The organism is Streptomyces sp. NPDC048248 (assembly GCF_043201875.1).
Taxonomy (GTDB): Bacteria; Actinomycetota; Actinomycetes; order Streptomycetales; family Streptomycetaceae; genus Streptomyces.
This window is the reverse complement of the sequence record NZ_JBICZL010000001.1, coordinates 166,727-192,941: the sequence shown is the minus strand read 5'-3', so window position 1 is coordinate 192,941 and position 26,215 is coordinate 166,727. Positions and strand designations below refer to the sequence as shown.

Sequence of the window (26,215 nt, the reverse complement as noted above, 5' to 3'; positions counted from 1 at the left end):
TCGAAGGCCTCCGCTCGGACCCAGGCAGGTCGACGATCACTGGCTCATCTTGTACTCGTAAGCCACCTCGTGTGCCAGGCCGTTCTGTGTCCAGACCTCGGGACGAGTGAGCACGGAGTGCCCGAACCACACCGGCAACTTCAAGTCGAGCACACGGTAGGAGGGGAAGTCGCCTGTCGCAGAGATACGTCCGGTGCGTGACCAGACGTGGTCGAGTAGCACGACCAGGTCGAAGCGGGCACGCAGCGAGACAATACTGCGCACGTTCTGGGCGATGACCTCCCATTCCATTTTGGTGCGTTCGTGCGGCGGTGTGGCGATCAAGACGAGTAGGCCGATGTAGAGCTTGTGTCTGGCTGCTGCGCGGAGGGCGACGTTCCCACCGTGACTGTGGGCGAACAGCTTGGAAAACCCGGTTGCGCATCCATGGGAAGCCGCCCATTTGGCCAGTTCGCGTGCGCCATGAATGCGGTCCTCGCCACTGAACCTTGCGGGCCAGCGGAAGTAGCTGTCGCGGGAGTAGAGGTCATTGCCGATGGGGTCGAAAGTTCCGTCGGATGGCTCCTTTCCGCCGGGCTCTTCTTGAAGGTATTTGAAGAGCGGTTCCCCTGGGCGCCACCATGAGGGGCGCACGAACCGCGTCCATGTGCCGGGGACGATGACGGACGTGTGAGCGGGGCCCGAGCTCGTTTCCTCTTCAGGCCCCTGTGTGTCGGCGGTGGCTGCCCCTCTGAGCTCGGTGAGAGTCGGGTGGCCAGGAGCGACATTGACCAGCGCATCCACCGCGATTTGTTGGACCGTGTCGTTCGTGGAGGAGGAGCCTTCGGCGAGGGCCTCGACTGTCGGCCAGGAGAGCGCTGTGCGGAGGCTGGCGAGCGAAGCGGCTGCGGTAACGCGCACGATCTGATGATGGCTGAACTGGCAGACGTACAGCAGAGTGGCCGCCCACCCGGGGTCACTTTCGCCATGGCTGATCACGTGATAAAGACGCGGTGCCAGGTGCCGCTCCAGGCCGTCGAACTCCCGCCACCATCGTTGGGGCGGTGTGGCATTTCTCCTGACGTAGCTCTCGATCGGTTGCGACCATCCAGGGATTTCAGGCCAGAGAATCGTCTCCAATTCCCCCTGGATTTGACTGACGTGAATACCCACATAATTGGATGGGAGTGGGGTGGTTAGCGCCTGAACCTTGGGTACGTTCAGGTCGCGGGCGACGTCGTCGTCCAGCAAATCCACGCGACCGGCCAGTTGCAAGCCCAAGCCCACAACCTGGGCGGCCCGTGACCAGGCAGCGGTTTCGTCGTCTTCCTCAAAGGCTTGGTGCCCGGGTTTGGGAGTCTCGATCACCGGATCCAACATGGCCAATCCCCTGTTCAGGTGGGGGCAACGAGAAAGTTTTAGATCACATCAAGCCTCTCGCTGAGCCCGGCCGACTCGCGCAAACGGCATCCCATCTCACCCCATCGGCAGTGCTCGCCTTGGCGCCACGCCGAATCTGTTCTGGGCCGGGGGCACGGGGGGACACTGGGGACGCGCACCAGTGCCTGCCCGAGCCGTTCCGCGGTGACCGGCCCGCGTTCAGGTATTTCGGCCTCCGGCCAGACATGCAAGGCCGTGGCTTTGCCACCGCCCGATGCCCTGCAACACGTGGCCCTTGGCCTCGTCCTTGCCGAAGGTGTCGGCCTCCGGTCAGGTTCATGCCGCTCGGCCCGCTGTGCGGCCAGCGCACGCAACGGCTGACCTGGCTCTCGGCCGAGGGAGAAACCTGGACCTTCCGCGTTCCACGCACTGATCGATCGGTGCCCGGTCTCGGGCACCGCAGAGCTATGACGACGCACCCCCCTTGATACAGAGAAGGCTGCTCGACGGACGAGACGACAACGCGCAGCCCGGAAACGGCCCAAAGAAGGCCCCCGCTGCCGCGGCCCCCTGGCTCTCAGGGTGTCGAGGTGGGCGGGGCTGAATTGCGTGGCGGCATCGGAGGCGATGGCCTCGAAGAGGTGAGCCGCCTGGGCCATCCGTCCGGGGCGGCCGGACCGCCCCAGCGCCCTGACCTGTTCCGCGAAGCGGGAGCGGGCGAGCAGGCCGGGCCGGGTGTGCGCCGTGCCGCACGCCGGGTTACGGAACAAGGTGAGATCAGTCGTGGTGCCGAAGGCGCGTTGCAGGGGGGCTCGGGGAGACGGGTGGCAGGCAAGAGTGACGGCGAGAAGCCGGTAGACGGCGGTGAGGTCCAGGTGTTCCGGACCGTCCGGCACGCCTTCGGACACCAGTCGTAGCAAGGCGGCAGTGAAGCCGGTGTGCGCGTGGCTCTCCGGGGTGAGTGCCTTCTTCGTGCGGCCCGCGGCGGTCAGCAGGTGGATGTCGGATGCTCCGGCTGCATCCAGCGCCCGGCCGGCGAAGCAGCAGTCGAGGATGCCGAGCTTGTGCGGAGCTCCTCGTCCTCGTTCAGCCACTGGGCAATCGAACGGGCCAGGCCGTCAGCGTCCGCTGGGTCGCCTACGCCAGACGGGGCCGGGCCGAGCACCTCGCCGCCCACGCTGAGGGTGAGGCCAACAAGCGGGAGAGGAAGGGGAATGGGTGCGGCGCCACCCGAGGGACTGCTCCGACTGCGCATGTCACATCTAGGGGCGCTGCCTCGTCCAAGACGGCGGACAACCATCTGTCTTTCCCGCGAAGAAGAAGGAGACTTTCGTGTTCGCCACCTACCTCGTGGTCACCCTGCTCACCTCGGCCGTCAACGGTCTGGCTGCCATCGCCAACCTCATCGGCCACGAGTACCCGAAGAGTCAGGCGGACAAGTTGCGCGTGCCCCGCTCCTGGATGCGCCCGCTGGGCACGCTGTTGGCGGCGGGCGCGCTGGGGCTGCTGGCCGGATTCGCCGTGCCGGTCCTCGGCACGCTCGCTGCCGCCGGTCTCGTGCTGTATTTCCTCGGTGCGTTCGGCGCCCATCTGCGGGTCGGTGACTACCAGTTGGGCCCCTGGGCCGTGTTCTTCTGTCTGCCGGTGGCCGCCCTGACCGTGAACCTGGCCTACCACGGCTCCTGGTGACCCGGTGGTGAATCGGGCGCGTCCCTCAGGAGGAGCTACACCTGAGGGAAACAAGTGCCGGTCGGAATACCCCCCGTCAGTAGGTCTGGGAATGCGGTCAGGAGGCCGCTCGGACCCAGACCGGACGAGGACGGCAACGTCGTCGCGCTGGCTGAGTGGCTGCACAGCGAGTGCCAGGTAGAGATCGACTCCTCATGGCTGTCAGTGCTGCTGTCGCGGGACCGCTTCCTGCCGACCGGCTTCACCTGGGCCCGAACCGCATTACGCGCCGTGGTCAAGCGTGAGGACGCCAAGAGCCGGCAGGTCAACTCCTGGGCGCCTGCAGTGCTGGCGCCGACCGCAACCCACGTACTCAGAACCGCTCAGCCCAACAACCGGTTCCTGACCGCGGCAAGGACTTCCGTGCGGCTGCACGGGCCGTTGTCGGCTGCGATGAGGTGGTCGCCGATGCGCAGTGAGAAGGTGATCAGGCAGCGGGCCTCGACATCGCCGTCGTCGGGACAGAAGGCTCGGTAGAGCTCGCGCAGGTAGTCCATGCGCCGGTTGTCGGCCCTGCGGAGGAAAGGCACGACGCCTTCGTCGCGTCGGGCCCAGTCGCGGATCGCGAGCTCGACCCCGGCGCTGGCCACGGGTGTCTCGCTCGTCTCCACGAAGTCGAAGAGACGCCCGAGCCGCTCGCGGGCGTCGCCCCCGTCGCGCTCGATCCGCTGGATGACATCCTCGGCGACCCCGCGCTCCCAGGTTTCGAGCATCTCCTCCAGCAAGGCGGCGCGGTTGCGGAAGTAGCCGTAGAAACCGCCCTTGCTGACGCCGAGTGCCTGGGCGAGGACCTCGACCCGGACAGCCTCGGGGCCGCCGGCGGCAAGCGCGCGCAGCCCTTCTTCGATCCACTTGTCCCGCGGCGTACGGATCGCGCCCATGCCGTGTCTCCCTTCACATGTCCCCGCCAAGTATACGCAGCCGTATAGATGGGTCTATGCTCGATCTATACGTCACCGTATAGACAGGGGTCTGCCTTGAGTGATCTGCGCCTTCCCTCAACCGACCACGCCTCCCGCCCCTGGCGGATCCACGAGATCGCCGGCGACTTCCGGCTCGAGGATCTGTGGGCGCTGCCGACGCCGGGCGGCCCGGACGACCTGCACCACCTGGTTCAACAGATGGCGGACGGCAAGGACGGTCCGGACGGCGGCAACCCCGTGGGCCGCTTCCTTTTCGCGGTGCGCTGGAAGCTCGGCGCACTGCTCGGCTGGGACAAGGCGGACGCGGGCGTCGGCGGCCGGGTGGCGACGCTGCGGGACCGGCTGCCGGACGACCTGCGCGAGGGGCCGCGCGGGCCCGACCTCAGCGGGGCGCCCTTCACATCGGTCTTCCAGACACACGATGAGTGGGCCGCCGAGTACGCCAACAAGACCATGCACGGGGTGATGCACATCGGCTGGGTCTCCGACGGCAATGGCGGCTACCGCGGCCAGATGGCCGTCCTGGTGAAGCCCAACGGCCGCCTCGGCTCCCTGTACATGCTCGGCATCAAACCTTTCCGGTACCTGGGGGTGTACCCGGCCCTTATGCGATCGATCGGCCGGGAGTGGCAAGAGAACACGGCGCGCCGAACGGCACGCTGACGCCTCCCATCCCCGTAACCCAGATTCCGCCCAGGTCCCCGCTACACCACCGGCGGGGCCTTGGGCGCAGCAGGAAGGATCGTGGTGGAGCTTGGTCTATCCGCCAGCCCGCGGCCCATTCTCGAAGTCTCCTTGAATGATGCCGCACACAACCGCTGTGTCACGTGTAGTTGACGATCAATCAGCTGCGAGTGGGATTCTCCGCGCAGCCGATGCGCGAAGGGAGGCCGGGATCGCTATAGGCGCAGAGGAGGCACAAGTCACCCGGCCGGGAACGGCGAGGGTGTGGAGACCGATCCGAAGCGCGGGGGCCCGCAAGGTGGAGCCGATGGGGCCGTAGGTGCGGGAGTCGGCCTCCATCGGCGATCACCAGCTCCTTCGCGTCCCGGCCGCGCCGCGGTCTGGGCGCGGCCAGGACGCGCGGGGTGGCGGTGAGGTTGAAGCGGAAGTCGACGGGATGCGGGCCTTCCCGGCCCCAACAGCCCCAAGCGATCCGTTCACATTCCCGTCACGGTGACCGTTCGTCGAACGCATCGGTGCACTCCGCAGAGACCCAGAGGCGACTTCACGTCACCACAGGGATTGTATGAGCACGGACAACCGGATAGGACTGTCCGCGTGACTGATCAACGCAGCTCCGCCCGTACCGTCATCGCGCTCTCCCTGGCCGTGATCGCCTGTTGTGCGCTCACTCTCACCATCATGCTGCTGGCGGGGAGTCCCGCCGTGCAGCCGCAGCGGGTCCTGGATCAGGACGCGCTGGCGCGGGCCGTGCTCAACGACGTCAAATCCGCGGACGACTTCGCCAAGCCCCCGACCATCGACGATGTCAGCTGCCCCGCTTCCGTCCCCGTCGAGGCGGGCCGGGAGTTCGAGTGCAACGTCGTCGGCGTCGGCGACGGCAACAGCAGCGGCCATGCCTGGGTCAAGGTGAAGATCAAGGACGATCAGGGCGACCTGTCACTGGGCTGAGGAACGGCAGAGGGAGCGGGACCGCAGCCGTGGCATCGGGGCCGTCCCGGCCCCTGCTGGCCACAGTAATGGATCGCTTATAGCCCCGGGCCGTGGGCAAGACCGTCGAACGCCCCGAACTCCCAAGGCCATCGGCAAGCGGAAGACCTTGGTGAAGCCGGTCGACCTCAAGGCGGAGCAACGTGCCCTCGATAACGGGGAGTTCCCCGGTGTAGTCGATCCATGCTGAGCGCGTCGTCAGGGGAGGATGAATACGGTCCCAGGCCATCGAGCGAGCGGTGCCATAGCGGTCGGTGACCGGCGTCGTCGCAGCATCGGGATCGCCCCAGGTGTCGGGTTGGCGAAGCGGCACTCCCTGCCGTGCTTGAGCGGGCGCCCGCCCTGTGGCAGTGAGAACCACTGGACCGGGTCCGGCTTGCGCATCCCGCGGTCCGTGCACATCCGCCCCAAATCTCGACGCGCATCGATGCCAGGGGCCGCCCCCGGCTGCGGCGCCTCGCGGTGCGTCTGCCGGGTGGCCGATCGGCGGCCCACCCCGCGCATGTGGGTACGAGGCAGGCTTCGACTCGGTAAGCCGGACCATACGGGATTGTCGGCCCGCTCCGGGTTACGGCGTGAGGGGCCGCTGTGGGGAGCGGAGTACGAGAAGTGTGATCTCGCTGGGGGCGAAAACGCGGAACGGCGGGCCCCAGAAACCGGTGCCGCGGCTGGTGTAGAGGAGGGTGCGGGTGCCGTGGCGGCTGAGGCCGGCGAGGGCGGGCTGGTCGATGCGAACGAGGTGGTGGAAGGGCCAGATCTGGCCGCCGTGGGTGTGGCCGGAGAGTTGGAGGTCGATGCCGTCAGCTGCGGCTTGGTCGACGAACTTGGGCTGGTGAGCCAAGAGGAGGACCGGCAGGTCTGGGTCGGCGCCGTCCAGGGCTCCGGCGAGGTGGGCGCGGTGGCCGGGCAAGCCCGAGGACTCGGCGGTGACGTCGTCCACGCCGGCGACCACCAAGGTGTCGCCGCCGCGTTCGAGCAGCAGATGACGGTTGCGCAGCGGCTCCCAACCGAGCTCGTCCATCAGGTCGACCCAGCCCTGGGCCTCGCTGTAGTACTCGTGGTTTCCGGTTACGTACACCCGGGCCCGGGTGGCTTGCACGGTGGCGAGCGGAGCGGCCTGGGCGCGGCGGCGTTCGGCCGTGCCGTCGGCGATGTCGCCGGTGTGGCAGACCAGATCGGCCTCCAGGGTGTTGACCGTCGCGCAGACTCGCGCCGACCAGCGGGCACGGTCGAGCGGGCCGTAGTGGGTGTCGGTGATGAGGGCGACGCGGGTGCCGTCCAATCCCACTCCCAGGCGCGGGAGTTGTACGTCGAGTTGGCGCACCCGTGGCACCCGGCGGGCCTCGGCGTACCCCCAGGCGAGCAGCACGGCGACTACGCCGAGGACCGCCCAGGTGACGATCCGGGCCCGGTTCTGTCCGTCGCCAGCGCCGGCCACGGTCAGGACGAGGCGCAGTAGGACGCCGAGCAGGACGGACCAGGTGAACAGCACCCAGCCGGCCCCGAGGAGGGTGTCCCCGACGATCGCCGCCCAGTCCTGCTGCCGACGGCCGTGGCCGCGCATCATCGCGAGCGGCATGGTGATCAGACCGAGGACGAACAGGGCGGTGCCGCCCAGCGTCACGGGGAGCGGCCAGTGCTGGCCTGCGTGCAGCAGCACCCAGCAAGGCACGGTCCACAGCAGGACGGGGGCGATCATAGGGATGTAGCGCATCAGGCGGCGCAGTCGGCTCTGCTGGGTCGCATGCGCTGACTCGTCCGCGGATCGGGCTTCGCTGGTGTCGGTCACGCTTCCCCTCCTCAAGTAGCCGGACTGTCGACGCGCGCAATGTATCCCGTTGCCCCAGAGGAGCGCCTTGCCGGTCATTGATCGAGACAGTTGAGTCTCCGCCGCCTCCTGGACATCGGCACGGGGGCCGGCCTCGTAGCCGAGGCGCAACAGGGACGGCCGCGCCGATCTGTAGGTGGGCGCGGGCGGCGAGAACAGCGACCACGGCGCCGTGTGGGTCCTGCGCGGCTTCGCTGGAGGCGTCACGGGCGCCGGCGCGGGTGAGCTTCGGTGCCTCGTCCGTCGGCATCGGGAACTTTTTGGGGGACGACTCCATGTTCAGGGACGCCATGTCGGGCTCCTGAGCATGTAGACAGACAGCCGGAAGGGGCGGCGCGGAAGGATTCCGGCGCCGCCCCTTCCGTTGTGCGAGCGTCACATGCTCCAGAAACGGGATCGGCTGTCCTCGATTGACGCTGACGGTACGCGCCGTACGTCTCGCACGTTTCGCACGTACTGCATCGAAGGATGTAGTGGGATGTCGTCGCTGCGGACGAAGAATCCGGCCCCGAGCGCCCCGACCATGGTGGGAAAGCGAGCACCACGGGGGGAGTTGGGGTGGCCGAGGTATTGGGGACGCAGTCGGTCGTGGCGGCGGAGGGGGCCACCGGGAGCGCAGGCGGCGGGGCGCGGGCGCGCCTGCCGTTGCTGGATGTGTTGCGTGGGGTGGCGATTCTCGGGACGTTGATGAGCAACGTCTGGATCTTCGCCGGGCCGGGCGCCGAGTGGGGCGTCCTCAGCGGGAACGCCGGAACCTCGGCGGTGGCTGACTTGTCATCCCTGGCCGGGGTGGCGGAGACGATCTTCCGGTCCCTGGCGAACGGCAAGTTTCTGTCGATGCTGACGATCCTCTTCGGGGTCGGGCTGGCCATCCAGTTCGGGTCGGCCGCCAAGCGCGGGCAGCCGTGGCCGGGCCGATACAAGTGGCGGGCGCTGTTCCTCTTCGCCGAGGGGACCGTGCACTTCGTACTCGTCTTTGCCTGGGACGTGCTGATGGGGTACGCGGTGGTCGCGTTGCTGGTGGCCTGGCTGCTCACGCGTTCCGCGCGGGCCCAGCGCGTCACGTGGATCGTCATGGGCGGACTCCACCTGGTGGCGATGACGCTGCTCGCGGCTGCCATGCTGCTCACATCGGGCGGCGACACGGACGGCGCCCCCGACACCGATGCTGTGACGCTGTACGCCGAGGGCGGTTACGCGGAGCAGGTCGCCTTCCGGCTGTCGCATGCCATGGTGCTGCGCATGGAACCGGTGCTCTCCTTCGGGCTGTTGGTGTTCCTGTTCCTGCTCGGCGTACGGCTCTTCAGGGCCGGGGCCTTTCAGGGCGATGCAGCGGGGCGGCGCATTCGACGTCGTCTGGCCGGGTGGGGACTGGGGATCGGCCTACCCCTCACCACCTTTGCCGTGCTGGGCGGTTCGGACTTCTTCCTCCTGGAGCGGTACGGGGCGGCGCCGGTGCTGGCGATCGGCTACCTCGGCCTCATCGGCATGGTGATGGACCGGGTCCGCCACCCGGGCCCGCTCACCTCCGCCTTGACCTCTGTGGGCCGTACGGCCCTGTCCTGCTACGTACTGCAGAACGTGCTTGCCATGCTGTGCTGCTACGGCATCGGTCTGGGCCTGGCGTCCCGTTGGGCGGACAGCGGCCCGTGGTGGGTGATGGGTCTGTGGGCGGCGATCTGCCTGGTGCTGGTGATCGGGGCACGCCTGTGGCTGCGGCGGTTTGAGCACGGGCCGCTGGAATCGGTGCAGAAGCGACTGCTACGGCGCTGACTCCAGCGGCCGGTATCGAGCGGGAGCCGCAGCACCGTCCGTCTCGACGTGAGCAAGCGGCTGGACCTGCTGCTCCCGACCGTGTCCGGATCGCGACGCTCGACCAAGACCGCCCGGTGTGAAGGCACCTTCGCGAACCGGGCCAGGGCACATCATCGAGCATGTCGGGTGTCAGGTCGCCCCAGATACGGAGTACCCGGGGCCGGTGGCGGTAGCGGCCGAATTCGGGGCGGAGTTGGTCGACCTACAGCTCGACCACGATCTCGGAGAGCACGGACAGGTAGAGGATCGGGTCGGCGCCAGGCAGGTCGCCGACAGTTCCGGGCAGTCGATCAGCGTGTTACCGGCCGGGTGCAGCAGCAGCACCCCCGCCCGTCGCATTCCAGCACCCACAGGGAGGCTGACGCCAACGGGGCGGATCCGGCCCGCGCGAGGTCGCCCCAGATTGACGGCCTGCATGGCGGGGTTCATTCCTGAAGTCGACGGGGGAGTGGGTGCCGACGCGCGATGTCCGTCCGTCCGGCACCCTCGCCGTCCTCTCCCCACCTGCATGAGCACACCGGAGGGCGCGTTAAGGTGTTTGGCATACCGGACACGGGGTGCCCCACCAGGGGGCTGAGATCACACCCGTCGAACCTGAACCAGTTCGTACTGGCGGAGGGATGTCTTCATGTCGTGGACGCATGTTTCCAGTGGGCTGACCGCCGACGGCAGGCCGACCGCCTTCGACGGGCGGATGCCCGCGGCGCCTGGCGATATGACCGTCGAGGCGCACGGCATCGAGCCGATTCCGGAGAGTAACCGCTACGGCGCGGCCGGACGTCTCTTCACCGTGTGGTTCGCCCCCAATCTGACCATGACCGGCGTCTTCACCGGCACGGTCGGCGTCGCGCTCGGCCTGGACTTCGCCACCGCGCTCGCTGCCGTCGTGCTCGGTACGCTGCTCGGTGCGGTGCCCACCGCCTACCTGGGGACCTGGGGGAGCCGGACCGGAGCAGGTCAACTGCCCCTGGCTGGGCTGGCGTTCGGCCGGGCCGTCGCGCTGCCCGGGGTCCTGCAGTGGCTGTCCTCCATCGCGTGGGACGCGCTGATCGGGCTGTTCGGCGGGGACGCGCTTGCCCGGCTGTGCGGCTGGCCCTTCTGGCTCGGGGTCCTGGTCATGCTGGTCGCCCAAGGTGTCCTCGGAGTCTTCGGCTACGAAGCGATCCACCGCCTGCAGATCGTCATGACTTTCGTGCTCGGCGCGGCGTTCGCGCTGATCGCCTGGCGGCTGCTGGACGGCGTGCACCCCGCAGCCCACGGCTCCGTACACGGTGCGGACCGCGTCGGTGCCTTCGCCCTGACCAGCACCATCGCGGTGAGTCTGGCCCTGTCCTGGGCCCCGTACGCCAGTGACTTCAGCCGGTACCTGCCGGCCTCGACCTCGCGTACGCGCATGTTCTGGTACACGCTGCTCGGCCTTGTGGCGTCCTTCGTGGCCGTCCAGACGCTCGGACTGTGGGGCGCCTCCGTGCTGACCGACCAGACGGCCGGCGGGGTGAACGAGCTTCTCGGCGGTGGGGCGCTGGGCGGCTTCGGACTGCTCGCCGTGGCGCTGGCCGCGCTGTGCAGTAACGCGATGAACGACTACAGCGGTTCGCTGGCCCTGCAGACCGTCGGGGTGCGCATCCCGCGCCCCGCGGCCGCCGCCCTCGCGGCAGCGCTCGCCTTCCCCCTCGTGCTGTGGATGCACGCGGCGGACACCACCGCGCGCTTCCAGAACGTGCTGCTGTTCGTCGGCTACTGGATTCCTGGCTTCGTCGCGATCGTCATCGTCGACTGGCGCGCGCGGGCCCGGGCACGGGGCGGAGCGGCGCTCGACATCGCCGCTGAGTCCGAGCGCCGACAGCCGGCCTTTCCCGCCCTGCTCGCTTTCGCCGCCGCCTTCGCCTCCGCCATACCGTTCATGAATACCAGTCTGTACGTGGGCCCGATGGCGGACGCGCTGCACGGCGCCGACCTGTCGTACTACGTGGCGTTCCTCGTGGCACTCACTGTTTACGCGCCCTTGCGGCTTCGTCCCCGCCACTGACCCCAACCCGAGCCACGGCACGGCACCACCCGTACGTCCCGCACTTCGAGTGACACCACGCCCCCGGCACCCACCGGGCCCCGGATCTCGTCGACTTTGCCGTGCAGGGAGCTCGGACGCGTACAGACCGTTCCCCGCCGGTGCGGTTCCTGAGCAACGCGGTGGCCACCGGGTTCACCGCCAATGTCCTGCTCGCGCTGGGTGCGCCACTGACCGTGGTCGACAAACCGGACGAGAAGGTCCCGTTCACCGGCTAGCCTCGGGCGTGCTGGTGAATCTCGGCACCCCGCGCGCCGAGCAGCGTTCCGCCGTGGTCGAGGCGGCACGGGCGGCGATTGCCGAGAGCACGCCATGGGTGCTCGACCTGGTGCCCGTCGGTGCGCTGCCCGTGCGTAACGCCCTGGCGGGAGAGCTGTGGGGGCTGCGTCCGACGGCCGTCCGGGGCAACGTATCCGAGATCATCGCCCCCGTGAGCGGGGGAGGGGACTACGACGCCGACTCCCCGCGCCACTGGCTGCCTCGCAGGCAGATCTTGTTCAATCATCCAGATTGTGATGCTGCCTCATACGCCGATTCGAGGCTTGTCGGCTGGCACGGTGGCGGCACCCCGCCCCGGCGCCCGCGGCACCGCACTCCTGGGGGGGCATGTGGACACCGAGACCCGCCCGGCCGTCTTCTATCACCTCAGCGAGGCCAAGCCCGGCGCCCTGATCTGTCGTGCCTACGGCAGTCACCACCCCGACCGCGCCGAACTCCGCCTGGTCACCTGTGGCGGCACCTTCGACACCCGCACCCCCACCTACTCGGCGAACGTGATGGTCTCCGCCTATTTTGAGCGGCTGGGAGTGAACTTGGCTTCTCGTGGAGGTACTTGGGCGGGGCTGGGGGGCGAACTGAGTTGGCGGTCAGCCGCCCTGGTAGATCGTGGTGCACAGCAGCGTGGCGCCGTCGTCTACCAGCCAGGCCCAGTAGCGCGTCTGGTCGCCTGCCGCTCGGCGGCAGTTGTTCGCGTTGGCGCCCGCCGGGGCGCGGTAGACGCCTGTGATGTGCATGATCTGGTTGTACGGGGAGGGCACCGGCTCGCGTCGGCAGGCCACGGACGTCATCATGCCGAGGGAGATCGAGTCGCCGGACTGCCGACCGAGCATGCAGTAGGTGGCGTGGTAGATGCGGGTGAGGCAGATCTTCGTGGTTTTGCCGGTGGTGGCGGACCGGTAGCTCCAGTACGACTTCCCGTAGCCGGTGGGGCAGGCCGTGTCGGTGGCGGTCACCCGGGCCAGCGCCTGCTCGCCGGCGCAGGACACGGGGCCCGGTGGAACATCGACGCTCCAGTCGATGCTGGTGGTGCCCCCGCGGCCCGTGTCGTAGACCGTCAGGCAGTCGCCGGCCGAGATGGCATTGAACGCCTCTTCGGTGGGATCCGGAGTGGGTGTCGACGTCTCGGGGGCGGGCTTGTCAGTGCTCCCCTGACTCGTGTCAGGGTCATCGCGGGTGTCGGCGGTAGGCGAAGACGTGGACGGGGTTGGGCTGAAACTGGATGGCGGCGAGTCGGCCAAAAGGTCCTTCAGCTCCGCCGCGTTGCTCGCGCCCAGCCAGGTCAGGATGGACAGCACGGATGCGATTCCGCCGAGCAGTGCCCACAACTTGGCAGTGGAATGATCATCGGATGCGCCTGCCACAATGCCCTCCCCCGCCGAGGCCCAGACGATAATAGCTTTTTGACGCTGTTGAGGGTCGAACTCCTGTTATCCCGCCCCTGTTGGCCACCCCCCCGCACAGATCCAGCCCCCACGGATCGTCGCCCGGCCAGATCACCGTTCATCCGAATCGGTCATGTGCGGAGGATCGGCTGTCGAGCAGTGCTGCCTCGACCAGCCGGTCAACGACCATGTCCTGGCCACGCCGGGCGCCGAACTCTGGGTCGTCAACGAGGTGACCACCGCCATCATGGAAGTCTCGGGGCCTGAGGAACTTCCGTGTCAGATCGTGCGCCAGGGCCTGGCTGGGCTGTTTGGCGCTTTGGGTGATTTTGGCCGTCCCTGGGCCTGGCCCTCAACGCACTCGTGCTGTTCAACATCCGCTACATGGACGCCGCCGTCACCCAGCTGCGCAGCGACGGGTTCGAGGTCCGCGCGCAGGACGTCGCCCGCCTGTCCCCGTTCGTGCGCCACCACATCAACTTCTGGGCCGCTACCTGTTCAACATCCCCGCCAGCGGCCCGGAGGCCGGAGCCTGCGCCCCTTCCGCAACCCCGACGACGCCGAGGACGGCGAGGACGAGGAAGTCTGAGGGCCCAGGCCCAGGCCCCGGCCGACGTCGTTGCCGGCCCACACGGGAGGGCTCAGTCGGCCCGGCTGTTCGCCTGCTTGGGCAGGCAGAACATCAGGGCCCACATCAGGGCGAGGAGGCCACCGACCCACCACAGCACGCTGATGAACGCGTCGCGGTTGAGCCCGGCGTTGGGGGAGCCACCGGTGGTGGCGAAGAACACCAGGGCGGTCAGCGAGGTGCCGAGGGCGATGCCCAGGTGGATGGCGGTGTTGAACAGGCCCGAGGCGGACCCGGCGTCCTCGTGGGGGACCCTGGCCAGCGACATGTCGGCGAGCGGGCCGCTGACCATGCCGAGACCGAACCCGATCAGTACCACCGGAGCGGTCATCGCCACGAGGGTCAGGCCCGCCTGAAGCCGGTCTGCCTGGAGTGCGTAGGCAGCCATCGAGGCGAGCGTGATGAGGGCTCCGGCCTGCGGCAACCGGCGGGCGAGGCGCCCGCCGCTCTTCGCCGTGACCGTCGCACCGGCCAGCTCTCCGAGGGAGAGCAGCACGAAGGCCAGGGCCGCATGGAAGGGACTCATGCCCAGTCCGCGCTGGAGGTAGAGGGTCCAGGTCATGAAGAACAGCCCGCACAGAAGACCGTGCATCACCTGCGCGGCCATGCCGCCGGAGAACTGCGTGCCCCGGAAGAGGGACAGGGGCACGAGCGGGGCGTTGCCCTGCTTGCGCTGCTGGTGGCGCAGGAAGAGACCGAGGACGAGGAGTCCCGTTGCGAGCAGGGCGAAGCACCACAGCGGCCAGTGATGGAGGTGACCCTCGGTGAGCGGGAAGACGATCAGGACGATGGCCAGCGCGGACAGCAACATGCCGGTCAGGTCGAGTCGGTTGGCCTTCTGGACGGTCGACTCGGGGATGAATCGACGTCCCAGGAGGGTCACGGCGAGGCCAACGGGCACGTTGACCAGGAAGATCGGCCGCCAGGACAGCCCGAACAGGTCCGCCTCGGTCAGCAGACCGCCCATCACCGGGCCCAGGACATTGGCGAGCGACATGACGGCCCCGTACAGACCGAACACTTTGCTGCGATTCTGCCCCTCGAAGGTGACATGGAGGGTGGCCAGGATCTGCGGGATCATCAGGGCCACTCCCACGCCCTGGAGCCCGCGGGCGCCGATCAGCACGCCCGGCCCGGCAGCAAGGCCGCACAGCAGCGAGGCCGTGGTGAACACGACGGTGCCGATGAGGAGGGTCCTGCGCCGGCCGTAGAGGTCGCCCAGGCGTCCGCCGGTGATCAGCCCGACGGCGACGGGCAGTGAATAGCCGGTGGTCAGCCACTGCACCCCGTCCGGTCCGGCGCCGGTCGACTCCTGGATCGCGGGCAGGGCGGTCAGGACGACCGACTGGTCAATCATGTCCATCAGCTCGGCACCCAGCAGTACCAAGAGGGCGATCCAGGCCCCCAAAGCCATCTTCGACAGTCCAGGTGCTGGGTGGGTTGGGGGCTGGGTGGTGTGCTGCGGCTCGTTGTCGAGCGCGGAGGAAGACACGACGGGAACTCCTGATCCAAAGGAATCGGGGAGCCCTGCCGACAGCCGCACCGGGGCCGGAAAACACCAAACCCGGGGCAGACGGCAGAGCTGCACCCGGGAAAGAAAACTGCGGGGAGGGGTGACGCAACTCAGGCCAGCGCGACGTCCGCCCCGGACACGTGCGACAAAACAGCACGCGGGGAACACGGACGACTACATGGCCTGGTTAATAAGACGTCACCTCAAGATCGACACAGATGGAACAGGAAATCCGGTCGCTGACACCGACACCTCGGCACAGGAACTCGTTCACGATACGACACCACCAGGCCCCGCCGCACACCGGATGACGACATCCCGCGCCTCGCTGAGTCCGCATCCGGCGGCCGGACGACCCGCTCACCTCCTTGCCGCAGGTACTCCCAGATCACAGGAAGGCTGCGATACGGAGACCGCTTTCATGCGGCACAGCGGCTCGATCCATCCAGTCGAGTGGCCACCGCACAACAGGGGTTGCGCATGCTGAACTAGTCAGTTGTGTGGCAGGTGGCGGGCGGCTTTTCCGACACCCCACAAAGACAGGATTGCTGACAGGTGGCCGAGCAGGCACGTCAGGCGCAGACCCACGGTCAGTGAGACGTCCTGACGGTGATCGTGATGGCAGCAGACCACGCCCGTAGGTGACCACTGCTCTCGTCCGCCGGTGATCACGAGGCTGGCACACGCCAGTGAGCCCTGCAAGCGTTTCCGCAGCAATTTGAGTTTCATGCAGCTGATTTCGTTGAACACTGGCGCTTTGGCAGCGATATCGGTAGCGTACGGCCGCATCGGGCCCCGGCTCGTCTGTCAGGCATGCGCCCGCATGAACGGCGGGGCGCGGGCCTGAGCAGCCGACAGACGGCTCGCCCCGCGCCTGCGCGGGGCGAGCAAAGAGGCGCCGGATGCCGACCCACCCCGCGGCCCACGGCGGGCCCGGCCCGACATGCATGGGTACCGCGCATGCATGGTTCGCGGCTGCGAACGCACTACAAACCCTCAGCCCTGCCCGTCACGTTGTGAACCCATCAACGCACTTGTGAAAGAGCTGACGTGAACCACAGCCAACTCTCCACCACGCTCCCGGAGGCAGACCGCACTCGCCACCGTCGTCTGCGAGAACAAGGAAGTCAGGACCGTGCCGAGCTCAACGCGATCCTGGACGCAGGCTTCATGTGCCACTTCGGGGTGGTCGTCAACGGGCACCCCATGGTCGTCCCCACCGTCTACGGAAGCGACGGACAAAACCTCTACTTCCACGGCTCTGTGGCCAGCCGCAGCCTGGTCGCCTCGCCCGACGCGACGGTCTGCGTCACCGTGACGCACGTGGACGGCATCGTCCTCGCACGGTCAGTGTTCGAACATGGCGTCAACTACCGCAGCGCGATGGTCTACGGCGTCCCGCGCCTCGTCACCGACCCCGAGGAGAAGCTGGAGGGGCTGCGCTGCTTGACCGAGAACGCCACACCCGGCCAGTGGGACTACGCGCGGCAGCCGAACGGCAAGGAGATGGCGGCCACCGCCCTGCTCGCCATCTCGCTCGAAGAGGCATCGGTCAAGATTCGCACCGGCGGCCCGGATGACGGTGACGGGCCCGACGCCGCCCTCGAAATCTGGGCGGGGGTCCTGCCCCTCGTCTCCACCTGGGGCGAACCGGAAGCCGACCCCCTCCTCCCCGACTGCATCGCATCCCCCGAACACATCAGCTCCCGCAGCGGCACCCGACTCGGGTGAGCCGAGGCCCCCCGAGAGGGCCCGCCCGGCGCCTGAACCGTCGGTAGAGCACCTCTCCGACAGCAGTGACGTCCCACGGAAGGGATGAAACCCCGTGTGCCCTCCGGTCTGTGGCTCCTGGTTCTCGGCGCCTTCATCATCGGCACCGACGCCTTCGTCGTCGAAATACGCTCAGAGCGCGAAGAGATGGCCGCGTGGCCGCCGCCCGATACCACATATGGTCTACGGAAGTAATCCCTCCGTTTCTCCGGTGTGGCCGGTTATGATCGACACCCCACATCGCGCCAAAGCCGAACCGGGCTTCCCCCCGTCCTGAACCCAGGACTGCGTCCGGTCTCGGCTGTTGGACCGTCCCCAGTGTCTCCCCGCTCCCCGAGGACTGATGTCTCCCATAGAACCCGAAGGCGCACGAGGTCAGTCGACGACTCGTCGGCGGCGTACCCTGCGTCTGCGTACGCTGCTCATTTGGCTGGCAATCGTCCCTATTCTGGCGATGAGTGCCCAAGTGGTCATGACCGCACAGCGGCTGGAGCACCAGTCGGAGAACCTGCGCGCTGATGTGGCAGTTGGCAAGCGGATCGACGTACCCCTGACCAAGCTGATGGTCAAGGTGCAGGCTGAGCGGACAATGACCGCCACACGGTGGGCGGGCGGCTCCGTGGCCGAGAACGAGCTACGCGAGCGGCGCGCGGCCACGGACCGGGCCGCGGACGAATTCCGCCGGTCGGCGGACCGAGCTCTGGCGGCGACCGGGCGCGAGGGCGAACTCTATGTCGCGGAGCTGAAGCACAGCCTCGCGGACCTGGCCGCGTTCCGCGAGCGGGCGGACTCCCGCAGAGGAGGCGTGGAACGGACGGTCGGCTACTACTCCGACCTCGTCGACCGCATCATCCGGGTGTACCAGAACGAGTTCAGCCATGCGGAAGACGCCGAGCTCATCCAGGAGAGCGGCGTGGTCGTCACGATGTTCACGGTGTCCGAGATGGTGGCGCGCGAGACCACCATCCTCGCCATGGCCGGGCCGTCCAGGCGACTGAGCTCCTCCGGGTTCGCCGAATTCGTCAACTCCGTCGGATCCCAGAGGTACCAGTACGACGAGTGGGTCGCGCCGTACCTGACGGCCGAGGACAGAGCGGACTACGACCAGGTATTCGCCTCGGACAGCTGGAAGACGAAGGTCCGCATCGAGGACGCGGTCATCTCCGACCACCAGAACACCGCATCCGGCATCAAGCTACCCATGGTGGCCGACGCCTGGCGGGCCGCGTATGACAAGTTCGCGGGGCGCCTCGCCGCGCTCGACGCGAAACAGGCGCGAACAGTACTCGTGCACGCCGACGCCAAGGCCACGCAGCTGGAGACCGAGGTCATCTGGCTGATCATCGGAAACGGCGCAGCCGTCCTTGCCGTCGCGGCCGTCATCGTGCTCACCACGCGCTCCGTGCTCCGCCGCCTGCGCGGTCTGCACCAACGCACGGTGGCCATTGCCGAGGACACGCTGCCGGACGTGGTGGCCCGGCTCCAGCGGGGGCAGCCCGTCGACGACGATGCGCTGCCGGCGGTGAGCGGAGACCAGGATGAGGTCGGACGTATCAGCGACGCGTTCGCCCGAGTCGTCTCCGTATCCGTCGACGGACATGCGCAGCTCGCGGCCGAGCGTCAGGGCTTCGGTATGTTCGCCGCGGGCATCGCCTCGCGCACCGGAAACCTGGTCAGCCGGCAGCTGACCCTCACCGACGAACTGCAGGACGCCTTCGGTCACAACGAGGAGCTTCTCGCCGGGTTGATGCGATCCGACCAGTTGACGGTGGGTATGCGGCGGCAGGTCGAGAACCTGCTCATCCTGGCAGGTGGGGAGATCCCCGATCCGCACACCGAGCCCATGCGCGTCGCCGACCTGCTGCGCGAAGCCGCCGCGGAAGTCGAGGACTTCCGGCGGATCGAGCGCCAGGCCCTGGACGAGATCAGCGTGGCACCTCGGGTGATCAGCGAGATCAGCCACCTCCTGGCAGAACTCCTCGACAATGCCACCCGGTTCTCCCCGCCGCAGTCGAAGGTGGTCGTCCGTGCCGAACTGGTGACAGACGGGCTGTTGGTCGACATCGAGGACCGCGGGCCGCGGGTGACCGCCGCAACCTACGAGGAGATGAACGGGCGTCTGCACTCGGCCCCGCCGTACTCCGTCCTGGCGGAGAACGCACACCGGCTCGGACTCTTCGTGGTCGGCCACATCGCCGAACAGCTCGGGGCCACAGTGACGCTGCGCCGCTCGGTATACGGGGGGACGTCGGCCGTGGTGATCCTTCCCCAGGAACTCCTTGTGCCGACCGAACCGGTCCGGGCAGGAAAAGAAGCGCCGCGTGCGGCATCGACGCCCGCCCCGGCACCGGGCACGCTCAACGAACGCAAGCCCGAACTGGTTTTGGACGCGAAGACCGCGCCGGCCGGCCGTAGGACGCCGGAGCGCTCACCCGAGCGGCCGGTGGAGGGTAAGCCGCCGCCCCCCTCCGTGACACGGGACGGTGACGCGAAGCCGGCCCTCCCCGAGCGGGTCCCGCAGGCTCACATCGCCGAGCGGCTCCGAGCGCCACACGCACCGGAGACTGCCGTCGATCAGGACGCGGCGACACCCGAAGAGGTGGCCGACGCCTGGGCAGACTACGAACACGGAACTCAGACAGTGGAAGAAGAACTCCGACAGGATCAGCCATGACGACGCCAACGAACGACATGATCTACAGCGTCCTGGACAACAACCTGAGCAGGATCGCCGGCATCAAGGGAGCCGTACTCCTGTCCAACGACGGGATCAAACTCAGCTCGTACGAGCTGGAACGGGACCAGGCCGAGCGTATAGCCGCCGCGTCCTCCGGTATCGCTTCCACGATGAAGGCGATATCCAGGGAGGTCGACGGCGGCCGGGTGATCCGCCAGCTGGTCGAGATGGACGACAGCTATCTCTGCATCGTCGGGTGCGGGGAGGGCAGCACGCTCATCGTGGTGACCTCCCGCAAGGCGCGGCTGGGGGAGCTGGGCGGCGAAGCCGTGCGCACCGCACAGGCGCTCGGTGAGTGGCTGAGCACGCCTGAGCGCGGCCAGGCGCAGCGCTCGTAATGGCGGACGAGCCCGGGCCGCGAGAGGGAGGCCGCCGCCGGACGCGGCTTTACGCGCTGACCGATGGACGTACGGCGGCTGCACACGCCGCCCTCACCATGGACACCACGGTCATGGCCGTGGCCGTCGCGGACGGCCACGGCGGTCTGCCCAGCGAGTGGCAGGCCATCCTCGCGATGTGCTCGCCTCCGGGTGGCCTGGCGGTCGCCGAGATCGCGGCGCGCATGCACATCCGCCTCACTCCCATGACGCTACTTCTCGGCGAACTCGCGGATCGGGGGCTGATCGAGCACCGGTCGCCCCTTGAAGGGGCCGAGACCACCAATGTCCACCTGCTCATGAGAATCAGGGACAACCTTGCCCGGATATGACACCCCTGCCCAGGAAGCGGCCCCCGTCAAGATCCTCATCGCTGGGGGATTCGGCGTCGGCAAGACGACCCTGGTCGAGACGGTCTCCGAGATCGAGCCGTTGCGCACCGAGGAGCGGCTGACGAGCGCGGGCGTCGGCGTCGATGACCTCGACGGCATCGAGTCCAAGACGGTTACCACCGTCGCGATGGACTTCGGCCGCATCACCCTCACCGACGCACAGGTCGTGCTCTACCTGTTCGGCACACCTGGCCAGGAGCGCTTCTGGTTCATGTGGGACGACCTGCTGAACGGGGCACTCGGGGCGATCGTCCTTGTCGACACACGACGCCTCGACCGTAGCTTCCCGGCCATCGACTTCTTCGAGAACCGAGGGCTTCCTTTCGTGGTCGCCGCGAACTGCTTCCACGGCGAACAGCCCTACACCGCCGAGGAGATCAGGGCGGCACTGCATCTGCGTGACCCGAACACACCCATCCGTATGCTCGATGCCCGCTCCCACGACGAAGCTCGCGGTGCCCTGCTCGCGCTTCTCGACATGCTCATCATCAAAGCCGGGGTCGCGGCGACCGGCTGACACCGGCGACGCCCCGAGACGCCGCTCAGTCGCCCTGGGCTGTAAAGGGGCCGTCGCCGCATCCCGCGGGCGGGGCCGTTCAGGGTCTCCAGCTGCGTGGGCGGCCGCTGTGCGTAGCGCGCCGCCGATGTGCGCCCGTCCCTCGTCGCCGAGTCCGACGCAGCCCTCGGGGATGATGCGGAACTCGTTGGGTGGCCGCCACCGAGTAACGCCCGCTAGGACCGCGTCGCCTTCCCGCACTCGTCCCCGGAGGATTCGCCCAGCCCGACTGGCGCGCTGCGGTCGTATGGGTCGATCTCAGTGCCGGCTTCGTCTGCCCGCCGGTCCGTGCCGAAGGGCGGGGTGAAGTAGCCGGTGGGGGCGCCACAGCCGCCGTTGGTCATGTCGTACTTGTACGAGACGATCGAGAACGTGTCCGGCGCGGTGATCACCTTGTCAGGGTCGTCCCAGCTCAGGACCAGCTCGCGCCGGACGATCGTGCGCACGACTTCTTCGTCGCCCGCTTCCGCACGGGTGACCGGGTAGACGAAGGTGACGTCGGCGGTCACCTCGAGCGCGCCGCGCTCGCCCTCCCGGTAGGTCAGCCGGCCCCGGGTCTTCACGAGGTCGCCGACCAGTTGGGTGCGGGAGGGCTGGAAGCGGCTGAAGAGGAGGAGGGGGTCGTTCTTCTCGCTCGGGGTTCGGAAAGCGGTTTGCAGAAGGTCCTGGACGTCCTTCTGGTGCGGGTTGATCAGTGCAATCGCCTTCTTTGGGCGCTCGCCCCGCAGCACCCTGCCGTCCAGGCCGGACGCGACGAGGAAGTCCCGGCTGCGGGCGAGGGCCCGCTCGACCTCGGCCGCGCCCATCCAGCCGACCGCCCTGGCCTTCGGCACGGTGATCCCTGCCGCTCCGCTCGCCCAGCTCGCCGCGGGCGAACCGCGGAACGGCTCGTCCAGGGTGGGGCGTTGGGCCGCATCCGCCGGGGGCGCCTGGGCCGGACGGGCGGTCTCGGCCGCCAGCGGCGGGGAGTCGGCACCGGCGAACAGGTCCACCGTCCGCTCCGGCGCGAGCGCCACCACCAGCAGCACCAGCGAGGCCAGCAGCCCAACCACGTACCAGCCCGTGCGCCGCTTGGGCCGTGTGGGCGTGTAGCTGCGCCAGCCCTCCAGGCCGTGCCCGGGCTCCGCGCGCAGCCGCTTTGCCACGTCGCGGGCCCGCGCCGACGGCTCCTTGGGCGCGTCGGCGGCACCCGCCACCGACTCGCGTAGAAACCGCTCCCACTCCTCGTCGGGCCTGGACGAACCGTCCGGCTCCGTACCCGCGCCCATCCCCAACCCCCTGGCAATCAGTAGACCGCGGCCCACTCCCCTGGCACGCGTCCGCATCATCACACAGAGCGCTGACAGCGAGGCTGGCTGGGTGGGCGGTGTGGGCCCGGCACGTGACTACGACGACATTGCCGCGTAGGCCCCTGATCGGGGCACAGTGCAGGGGAAGCGAAACACTTCCCCGACCCGAGCTGGTGTCGATCTTCACCGAGCTCGCCCGGCGATGGAAGAGCGCCGGACGGTACGTCCCTGGCCAGAGACGGGGGAGTGGATGATCGTCGCCCGCCGGTACCCTGCCTCCCCGTTGATCGGGCGGTGCGGGTGCGGCCCCTACTTCGCCCGCACCGCACCTCAAGGAGCACGCAGGTGCCCGTCGGCGCTGCGCTACCGGCTGCCGGATGGGCGCACCGTGATGGGGCCCGCCCACCGGCAGTCCGAGAATCGGTGGATGCCTCCGGCTGAACATGTGCCTGAAAGAGCGCAGTTCACGCCCCTGGTTCCGATGAGATGACTCATTGCCTGGTGGCGTGAGGCTGCTCAATGTGATCTGCCGAAAAGGCTCCAGCGTGCGGGCCTACTTCGCCGGGTTCGTCAGCTCCGTGCCGAAGCGGCCCTTCGTCGCCGGGGAACCCAGGTCACGCGGGTCGATGAGTGCGGAGTCCTTGGCGCTGAGCCCGTCGGTGCCCGCGTAGAGCAGAGCCGCCGCGCCGGCGCCCTCGGTGCGGTTCGGGATGCCCACGGCCAGGTCCGTCTTGCCGTCACCGTTGTAGTCGGCCGGCGAGACGGACATCCCGAACTTGTCGTTGCCCGCCATGGAGCCAGGGACGCCCTCGGTGTCGAGCGAGAAGGTCTGCGCCCCCTCGTCGGTCAGCCAGTTCTCGGTGCCCTTGAGCACGTTGACGGCACCGGCGTCGTTATAGCCCCCGGGCGCCTCGGCGCCGGTGTTGCTGACCACCAGGTCGTCGTGGCCGTCGCCGTCGAAGTCGGCGAGCCGGATGGCCTCGCCCTCCTGCGCCTTGCCCTTCCAGTCCACCGGCTTGTCGGAGTCGAGTCCGTCGGCGGTGCCGGGGTAGGTGCGCAGCTTCTGCTCGTGCGGACCGTCCGAGAAGCCGGTGTCCGTGACGACGTCCTCCTTCCCGTCGCCGTTGATGTCGCCGACCACGGGGCGGTACTGCGCGAACGGCAGTGGGATGTCCTTGCCCAGCGGCGTGCTCTTCAGACCCCCGGATGAGCCGGGCAGTATGCCGAGCGTGCCTTCGTCGGAGGGCGAGTCCTGGGAGGCGACGGTGACGAGATCGGTGTAGCCGTCCCCGTTGATATCGCCGGAGGCCAGGTGCTCGACGCTGACGCCGCCGCCGGGCGGGGTGACGCTGGTCATCTTCGGGGTCGCGGTCTCCCGAAGGTTCTTCGCGCCCTTGACGAGCTGTACCTTCACGCCGTCTGAGATGGCGAGGTCGCTGAGGCCGTCCCTGTTGTGGTCGCCCACGGCTATCTGGTCGCCGAAGTGTGCGTTGGCGGCGACTGTTGGCGCGTGGAAGGCGATGGCGTCGCCGGACAGGCCGCTCTCGGAGCCGAAGACGATCGTGACGGAACCGGCCTGCGCAGTGCTGCCGATGGCCTCGTTGTTCGCGGCGACGACCAGGTCGGCGTAACCGTCCCCGTCCACGTCGCCACGCACCACGGTCGAGCCGAAGCCGTCCTTGGCCTCCGGGGTGCCGGGGACGCCCGCGCTGGCCTGCGTCAGCATGCTGTGCCGCTTGGTGTCGACACCGCCCTTGGCGCCGTAAGTCACGCCCACGTAGCCCGCCTTGGACTTCCCGGAGACGGCGCCCTCGGGCGCTCCCACGCCGAGGTCGGCGTGGCCGTCGCCGTCGAGGTCGCCCTGGACGATCTTGCTCCGCTCGGCGGCATTCGTCGAGGGCTGGTCCTGGCCCCGCCCGTTGCCGTCCGTCACTGCTGCCATGGCCCCGCCGGCCACGGCCGCGACCACGGCGGCGCCCACAGCGCCTGCCACCATGCTTCTGGTTCGGTTGCGCACAAATCCTCCAACGGATAACAGCGGTCGCCCCCGGCTCCGCCCCCTGAGCTGTGGCCCGGTGGGACGAAGGGGTTGCAGAGATAGACAGAAACAAAAGCGGAACGGTTGCAGAATGAACAGAAAAAAACTCGGTCCAACACATTCACGCAGTCACGGCAACTCCGCTGCGGGGCATCGCACTTGGCGCCTACCGTCCGCCCCTCGACTCGCTCCTTCATGCCGCACGGCGAGTGGTCGACCAGCGTTCCGGTGATGCTCAGCCGCCTTTCCCGGCCACCGGTCTTCGCTAGATGCGGTACGAGTCATGCCCACTCATCGTTCGTCAGACCGCCCCGCCCCCGCCCCTGCCTCACGAACCCGACAGAGCCGGGCCAAGACGGTCACACCCAACACGCTTTCCAGATGTTCGTCCGCTTGTTCACCGCGCTGCGGGAGTGTTCTGACCTGCGGCGGATCGGGGCGAGGATCCGAGCAGCCGGCACTTCGGTGGAGTCAGGGGGTCGGGATACCGGCCGGGCGGGCAGGGCGGTCGAAGCGGGCCGGGACGCCGGGTGAGTACAGGACGCTCACCGGCGGTCCGGTGGGTTTCGGGAGGCCGGCCGCAGCCACCAGATCCTCGTCGCACTCGACCAGGTCGGTGCGGTGAAGGGGCCAGCGGGGGTGGGCGTTGGGCAGGTACATCGGCCGGCCGAAGAACGCGCTGTGCATTCCCCAACGTGCCGTCAGAAAGTGCTCCAACTCGGTGGGCTCCTCGATCCGTTCACCCACGCGCACGGTGATGCGGCTGTGGGCGCCGCGCGGGCCGGGCCAGCGCCGGGAGCTCGTGTAGGTGACGGTGTCGCCCTCGGCGAGGATGGCCATGCGGGACCACAGGTAGGGCATCCGGAAGCCGAGCCGCGCCACGGCCACCGGTATCAGGCGGGAGGCGTCGAGTGAGCGGAAGACCACGCCACGCCGCCCCTGCGCGTCCACCGAGTAGAGGCGAACGTTGGTCTCGGGGAAGGTCCCCAGATAAGGGACGCTCGGGAGGCGGAACCAGCCGACGCGGTGCATCCGGAACGCGACCAGGCCGACGTAGGTGAGGCCATCCAGGGTGTCGGGGACGGTCCCGGGCGGAAGCAGGTCGGCCACGGTGGCCGGTTCCGCGGCCCAGTGGAGGAAGGTGAGGTCGAGCCAGGACTGGGTGAGCAGCGGGCGCGCTATTGCCCCCGGCGCGTCAGCCGTGATCGGGTCCGGAGATACCGGGGACTGCGGCTGCGGTGTCGGCGGCATCGCGCCAGTATCACAAGGGCGGCATCGCGCCGGTATCACAGAGATCACAGCACGCCGAGGGACGATGCGGCGCAGGGGCGGCCGGACCGCCTCTGGCCTGCCCCTTGACCGTACCCGCTCCTGTGCCTTTCGTCTGGGGCGCAGGCAAGGAGTCCTCCGCCGAACGCCAGATCGCCACCGTCGACCACGTCGACGCGCTCGCCAACGCCCTCGGACCTCGCTGGCGTCTGATGGTCTTCCTCGGCGGGTAGGTCCCATGCGAACGAAGGAACAGGCCGGGTGCGCCGTAAGGCCGTGGACCTGGACGCGATGACCAATTCGCGCCCGCACGGCTGCCCCTACGAGCTCTCGGCGCCCAGCGCTACCGGGCCAAGATCGTCAGACTCCCGTGGCCCTCTTCCGGCGCGGGCCCCCAGGCTGAGCCGCACGACGCGCAGCGCCCTGTGGACGTCACGGGCCGACAAGCGGCAATCAGTGAACCGCTCTTGGCTGGGGCCGGATGCCCCGGGCCCTGATGACCGTGCTGGCTAGAGCCATCTGCAAGTCGAGCCGTTCCGGCGCCTGTTCGGGCCGATCGAACCGGAGGCGGCAGCTCCGTTCTCCGTGCC

General features: G+C 68.5%; 20 protein-coding genes, 4 pseudogenes and 1 riboswitch. Of the genes and pseudogenes, 14 read left to right on the top strand and 10 right to left on the bottom strand.

Translation table 11 applies throughout. The features are described 5' to 3' along the window. Positions 1-36: 36 nt before the first annotated feature. Positions 37-1,359 carry a hypothetical protein gene (locus ACGFZW_RS00945; protein WP_393890834.1) on the bottom strand — a complete coding sequence of 441 codons (1,323 nt, stop codon included), beginning with the start codon at positions 1,357-1,359 and terminating at the stop codon, positions 37-39. A 1,332-nt stretch (positions 1,360-2,691) separates the two neighbouring features. Here ACGFZW_RS00945 and ACGFZW_RS00940 point away from each other — a divergent pair. Continuing rightward, positions 2,692-3,048 (top strand): DoxX family protein, encoded by a 357-nt coding sequence (locus ACGFZW_RS00940; RefSeq protein ID WP_393890833.1) that lies wholly within the window; start codon positions 2,692-2,694, stop codon positions 3,046-3,048. A 362-nt stretch (positions 3,049-3,410) separates the two neighbouring features. Here the strand turns inward: ACGFZW_RS00940 and ACGFZW_RS00935 are convergent, their stop codons facing one another. Further along, complete coding sequence (locus ACGFZW_RS00935) at positions 3,411-3,968, bottom strand: TetR/AcrR family transcriptional regulator (RefSeq protein ID WP_393890832.1); 558 nt, start codon at positions 3,966-3,968, stop codon at positions 3,411-3,413. 105 nt (positions 3,969-4,073) lie between these two features. On the opposite strand from ACGFZW_RS00935, the gene ACGFZW_RS00930 reads away from it, so the two are divergent. Further along, entirely contained in the window at positions 4,074-4,673 is a 600-nt protein-coding gene (locus ACGFZW_RS00930; RefSeq protein ID WP_393891268.1) for a DUF2867 domain-containing protein, read from the top strand. Between the two features lie 618 nt (positions 4,674-5,291). Next, the gene (locus ACGFZW_RS00925) at positions 5,292-5,645 is read left to right on the top strand and encodes a DUF4333 domain-containing protein (RefSeq protein ID WP_393890831.1); all 354 of its coding nucleotides are present in this window, start codon (positions 5,292-5,294) and stop codon (positions 5,643-5,645) included. A 118-nt stretch (positions 5,646-5,763) separates the two neighbouring features. On the opposite strand, the pseudogene ACGFZW_RS00920 reads toward ACGFZW_RS00925, so the two are convergent. Together ACGFZW_RS00920 and ACGFZW_RS00915 are read right to left on the bottom strand one after the other, a co-directional pair. Further along, positions 5,764-6,095, bottom strand: a pseudogene (locus tag ACGFZW_RS00920) (transposase); the annotation flags it as partial. Between the two features lie 157 nt (positions 6,096-6,252). Then, positions 6,253-7,473 carry a metallophosphoesterase gene (locus ACGFZW_RS00915; RefSeq protein WP_393890830.1) on the bottom strand — a complete coding sequence of 407 codons (1,221 nt, stop codon included), beginning with the start codon at positions 7,471-7,473 and terminating at the stop codon, positions 6,253-6,255. Between the two features lie 597 nt (positions 7,474-8,070). On the opposite strand from ACGFZW_RS00915, the gene ACGFZW_RS00910 reads away from it, so the two are divergent. The 4 genes and pseudogenes from ACGFZW_RS00910 to ACGFZW_RS00895 form a co-directional block, all read left to right on the top strand. After that, on the top strand, positions 8,071-9,285 hold the full coding sequence (locus tag ACGFZW_RS00910) for a DUF418 domain-containing protein (RefSeq protein WP_393890829.1): 1,215 nt from the start codon (positions 8,071-8,073) through the stop codon (positions 9,283-9,285). Between the two features lie 585 nt (positions 9,286-9,870). Continuing rightward, positions 9,871-9,965: riboswitch (TPP riboswitch) on the top strand. Next, positions 9,956-11,356 carry a purine-cytosine permease family protein gene (locus ACGFZW_RS00905; RefSeq protein ID WP_393890828.1) on the top strand — a complete coding sequence of 467 codons (1,401 nt, stop codon included), beginning with the start codon at positions 9,956-9,958 and terminating at the stop codon, positions 11,354-11,356. It overlaps the preceding riboswitch by 10 nt. Before the next feature lie 265 nt (positions 11,357-11,621). Then, a pseudogene (locus ACGFZW_RS00900) lies at positions 11,622-11,762 on the top strand (hydroxyethylthiazole kinase); the annotation flags it as partial. Positions 11,763-11,936: 174 nt separating this feature from the next. After that, positions 11,937-12,186: pseudogene (locus ACGFZW_RS00895) on the top strand (class F sortase); the annotation flags it as partial. Between the two features lie 75 nt (positions 12,187-12,261). Here the strand turns inward: ACGFZW_RS00895 and ACGFZW_RS00890 are convergent. Beyond that, a complete protein-coding gene (locus tag ACGFZW_RS00890) occupies positions 12,262-13,035 on the bottom strand; it encodes a hypothetical protein (RefSeq protein ID WP_393891299.1) in 774 nt (257 codons plus the stop codon). Positions 13,036-13,392: 357 nt separating this feature from the next. Between ACGFZW_RS00890 and ACGFZW_RS00885 the strand changes: the two are divergent. Beyond that, positions 13,393-13,645, top strand: a pseudogene (locus ACGFZW_RS00885) (Tn3 family transposase); the annotation flags it as partial. 52 nt (positions 13,646-13,697) lie between these two features. On the opposite strand, the gene ACGFZW_RS00880 reads toward ACGFZW_RS00885, so the two are convergent. Further along, on the bottom strand, positions 13,698-15,176 hold the full coding sequence (locus ACGFZW_RS00880) for an MFS transporter (protein WP_393890827.1): 1,479 nt from the start codon (positions 15,174-15,176) through the stop codon (positions 13,698-13,700). A 513-nt stretch (positions 15,177-15,689) separates the two neighbouring features. Continuing rightward, complete coding sequence (locus tag ACGFZW_RS00875; RefSeq protein ID WP_393890826.1) at positions 15,690-15,947, bottom strand: hypothetical protein; 258 nt, start codon at positions 15,945-15,947, stop codon at positions 15,690-15,692. 300 nt (positions 15,948-16,247) lie between these two features. Between ACGFZW_RS00875 and ACGFZW_RS00870 the strand changes: the two genes are divergently transcribed. From ACGFZW_RS00870 to ACGFZW_RS00850, 5 genes are all read left to right on the top strand, one after another. Beyond that, on the top strand, positions 16,248-16,928 hold the full coding sequence (locus tag ACGFZW_RS00870; protein WP_393890825.1) for a pyridoxamine 5'-phosphate oxidase family protein: 681 nt from the start codon (positions 16,248-16,250) through the stop codon (positions 16,926-16,928). Between the two features lie 493 nt (positions 16,929-17,421). Beyond that, on the top strand, positions 17,422-19,641 hold the full coding sequence (locus tag ACGFZW_RS00865) for a nitrate- and nitrite sensing domain-containing protein (RefSeq protein WP_393890824.1): 2,220 nt from the start codon (positions 17,422-17,424) through the stop codon (positions 19,639-19,641). Beyond that, positions 19,638-20,042: a roadblock/LC7 domain-containing protein gene (locus tag ACGFZW_RS00860; RefSeq protein ID WP_030083887.1), complete on the top strand. Its 405-nt coding sequence runs from the start codon at positions 19,638-19,640 to the stop codon at positions 20,040-20,042. Before ACGFZW_RS00865 ends, ACGFZW_RS00860 begins: the two co-directional genes overlap by 4 nt. Next, positions 20,042-20,413 carry a DUF742 domain-containing protein gene (locus tag ACGFZW_RS00855; RefSeq protein ID WP_393890823.1) on the top strand — a complete coding sequence of 124 codons (372 nt, stop codon included), beginning with the start codon at positions 20,042-20,044 and terminating at the stop codon, positions 20,411-20,413. The genes ACGFZW_RS00860 and ACGFZW_RS00855 overlap by 1 nt, the downstream gene beginning before the upstream one ends. Beyond that, positions 20,400-20,990 carry an ATP/GTP-binding protein gene (locus tag ACGFZW_RS00850; RefSeq protein WP_393890822.1) on the top strand — a complete coding sequence of 197 codons (591 nt, stop codon included), beginning with the start codon at positions 20,400-20,402 and terminating at the stop codon, positions 20,988-20,990. The genes ACGFZW_RS00855 and ACGFZW_RS00850 overlap by 14 nt, the downstream gene beginning before the upstream one ends. 215 nt (positions 20,991-21,205) lie before the next feature. Here ACGFZW_RS00850 and ACGFZW_RS00845 read toward each other — a convergent pair whose 3' ends face one another. The 3 genes from ACGFZW_RS00845 to ACGFZW_RS00835 all read right to left on the bottom strand — a co-directional run bounded on the left by ACGFZW_RS00845 (position 21,206) and on the right by ACGFZW_RS00835 (position 25,607). Continuing rightward, a complete protein-coding gene (locus ACGFZW_RS00845) occupies positions 21,206-22,297 on the bottom strand; it encodes a hypothetical protein (RefSeq protein ID WP_393890821.1) in 1,092 nt (363 codons plus the stop codon). Positions 22,298-22,871: 574 nt separating this feature from the next. Then, the gene (locus ACGFZW_RS00840; protein WP_393890820.1) at positions 22,872-24,335 is read right to left on the bottom strand and encodes an FG-GAP-like repeat-containing protein; all 1,464 of its coding nucleotides are present in this window, start codon (positions 24,333-24,335) and stop codon (positions 22,872-22,874) included. 492 nt (positions 24,336-24,827) lie between these two features. After that, entirely contained in the window at positions 24,828-25,607 is a 780-nt protein-coding gene (locus ACGFZW_RS00835; RefSeq protein WP_393890819.1) for a YqjF family protein, read from the bottom strand. A 122-nt stretch (positions 25,608-25,729) separates the two neighbouring features. Here ACGFZW_RS00835 and ACGFZW_RS00830 point away from each other — a divergent pair, with 122 nt between their 5' ends. Then, complete coding sequence (locus tag ACGFZW_RS00830) at positions 25,730-25,858, top strand: hypothetical protein (protein WP_393890818.1); 129 nt, start codon at positions 25,730-25,732, stop codon at positions 25,856-25,858. Positions 25,859-26,215: the final 357 nt, after the last annotated feature.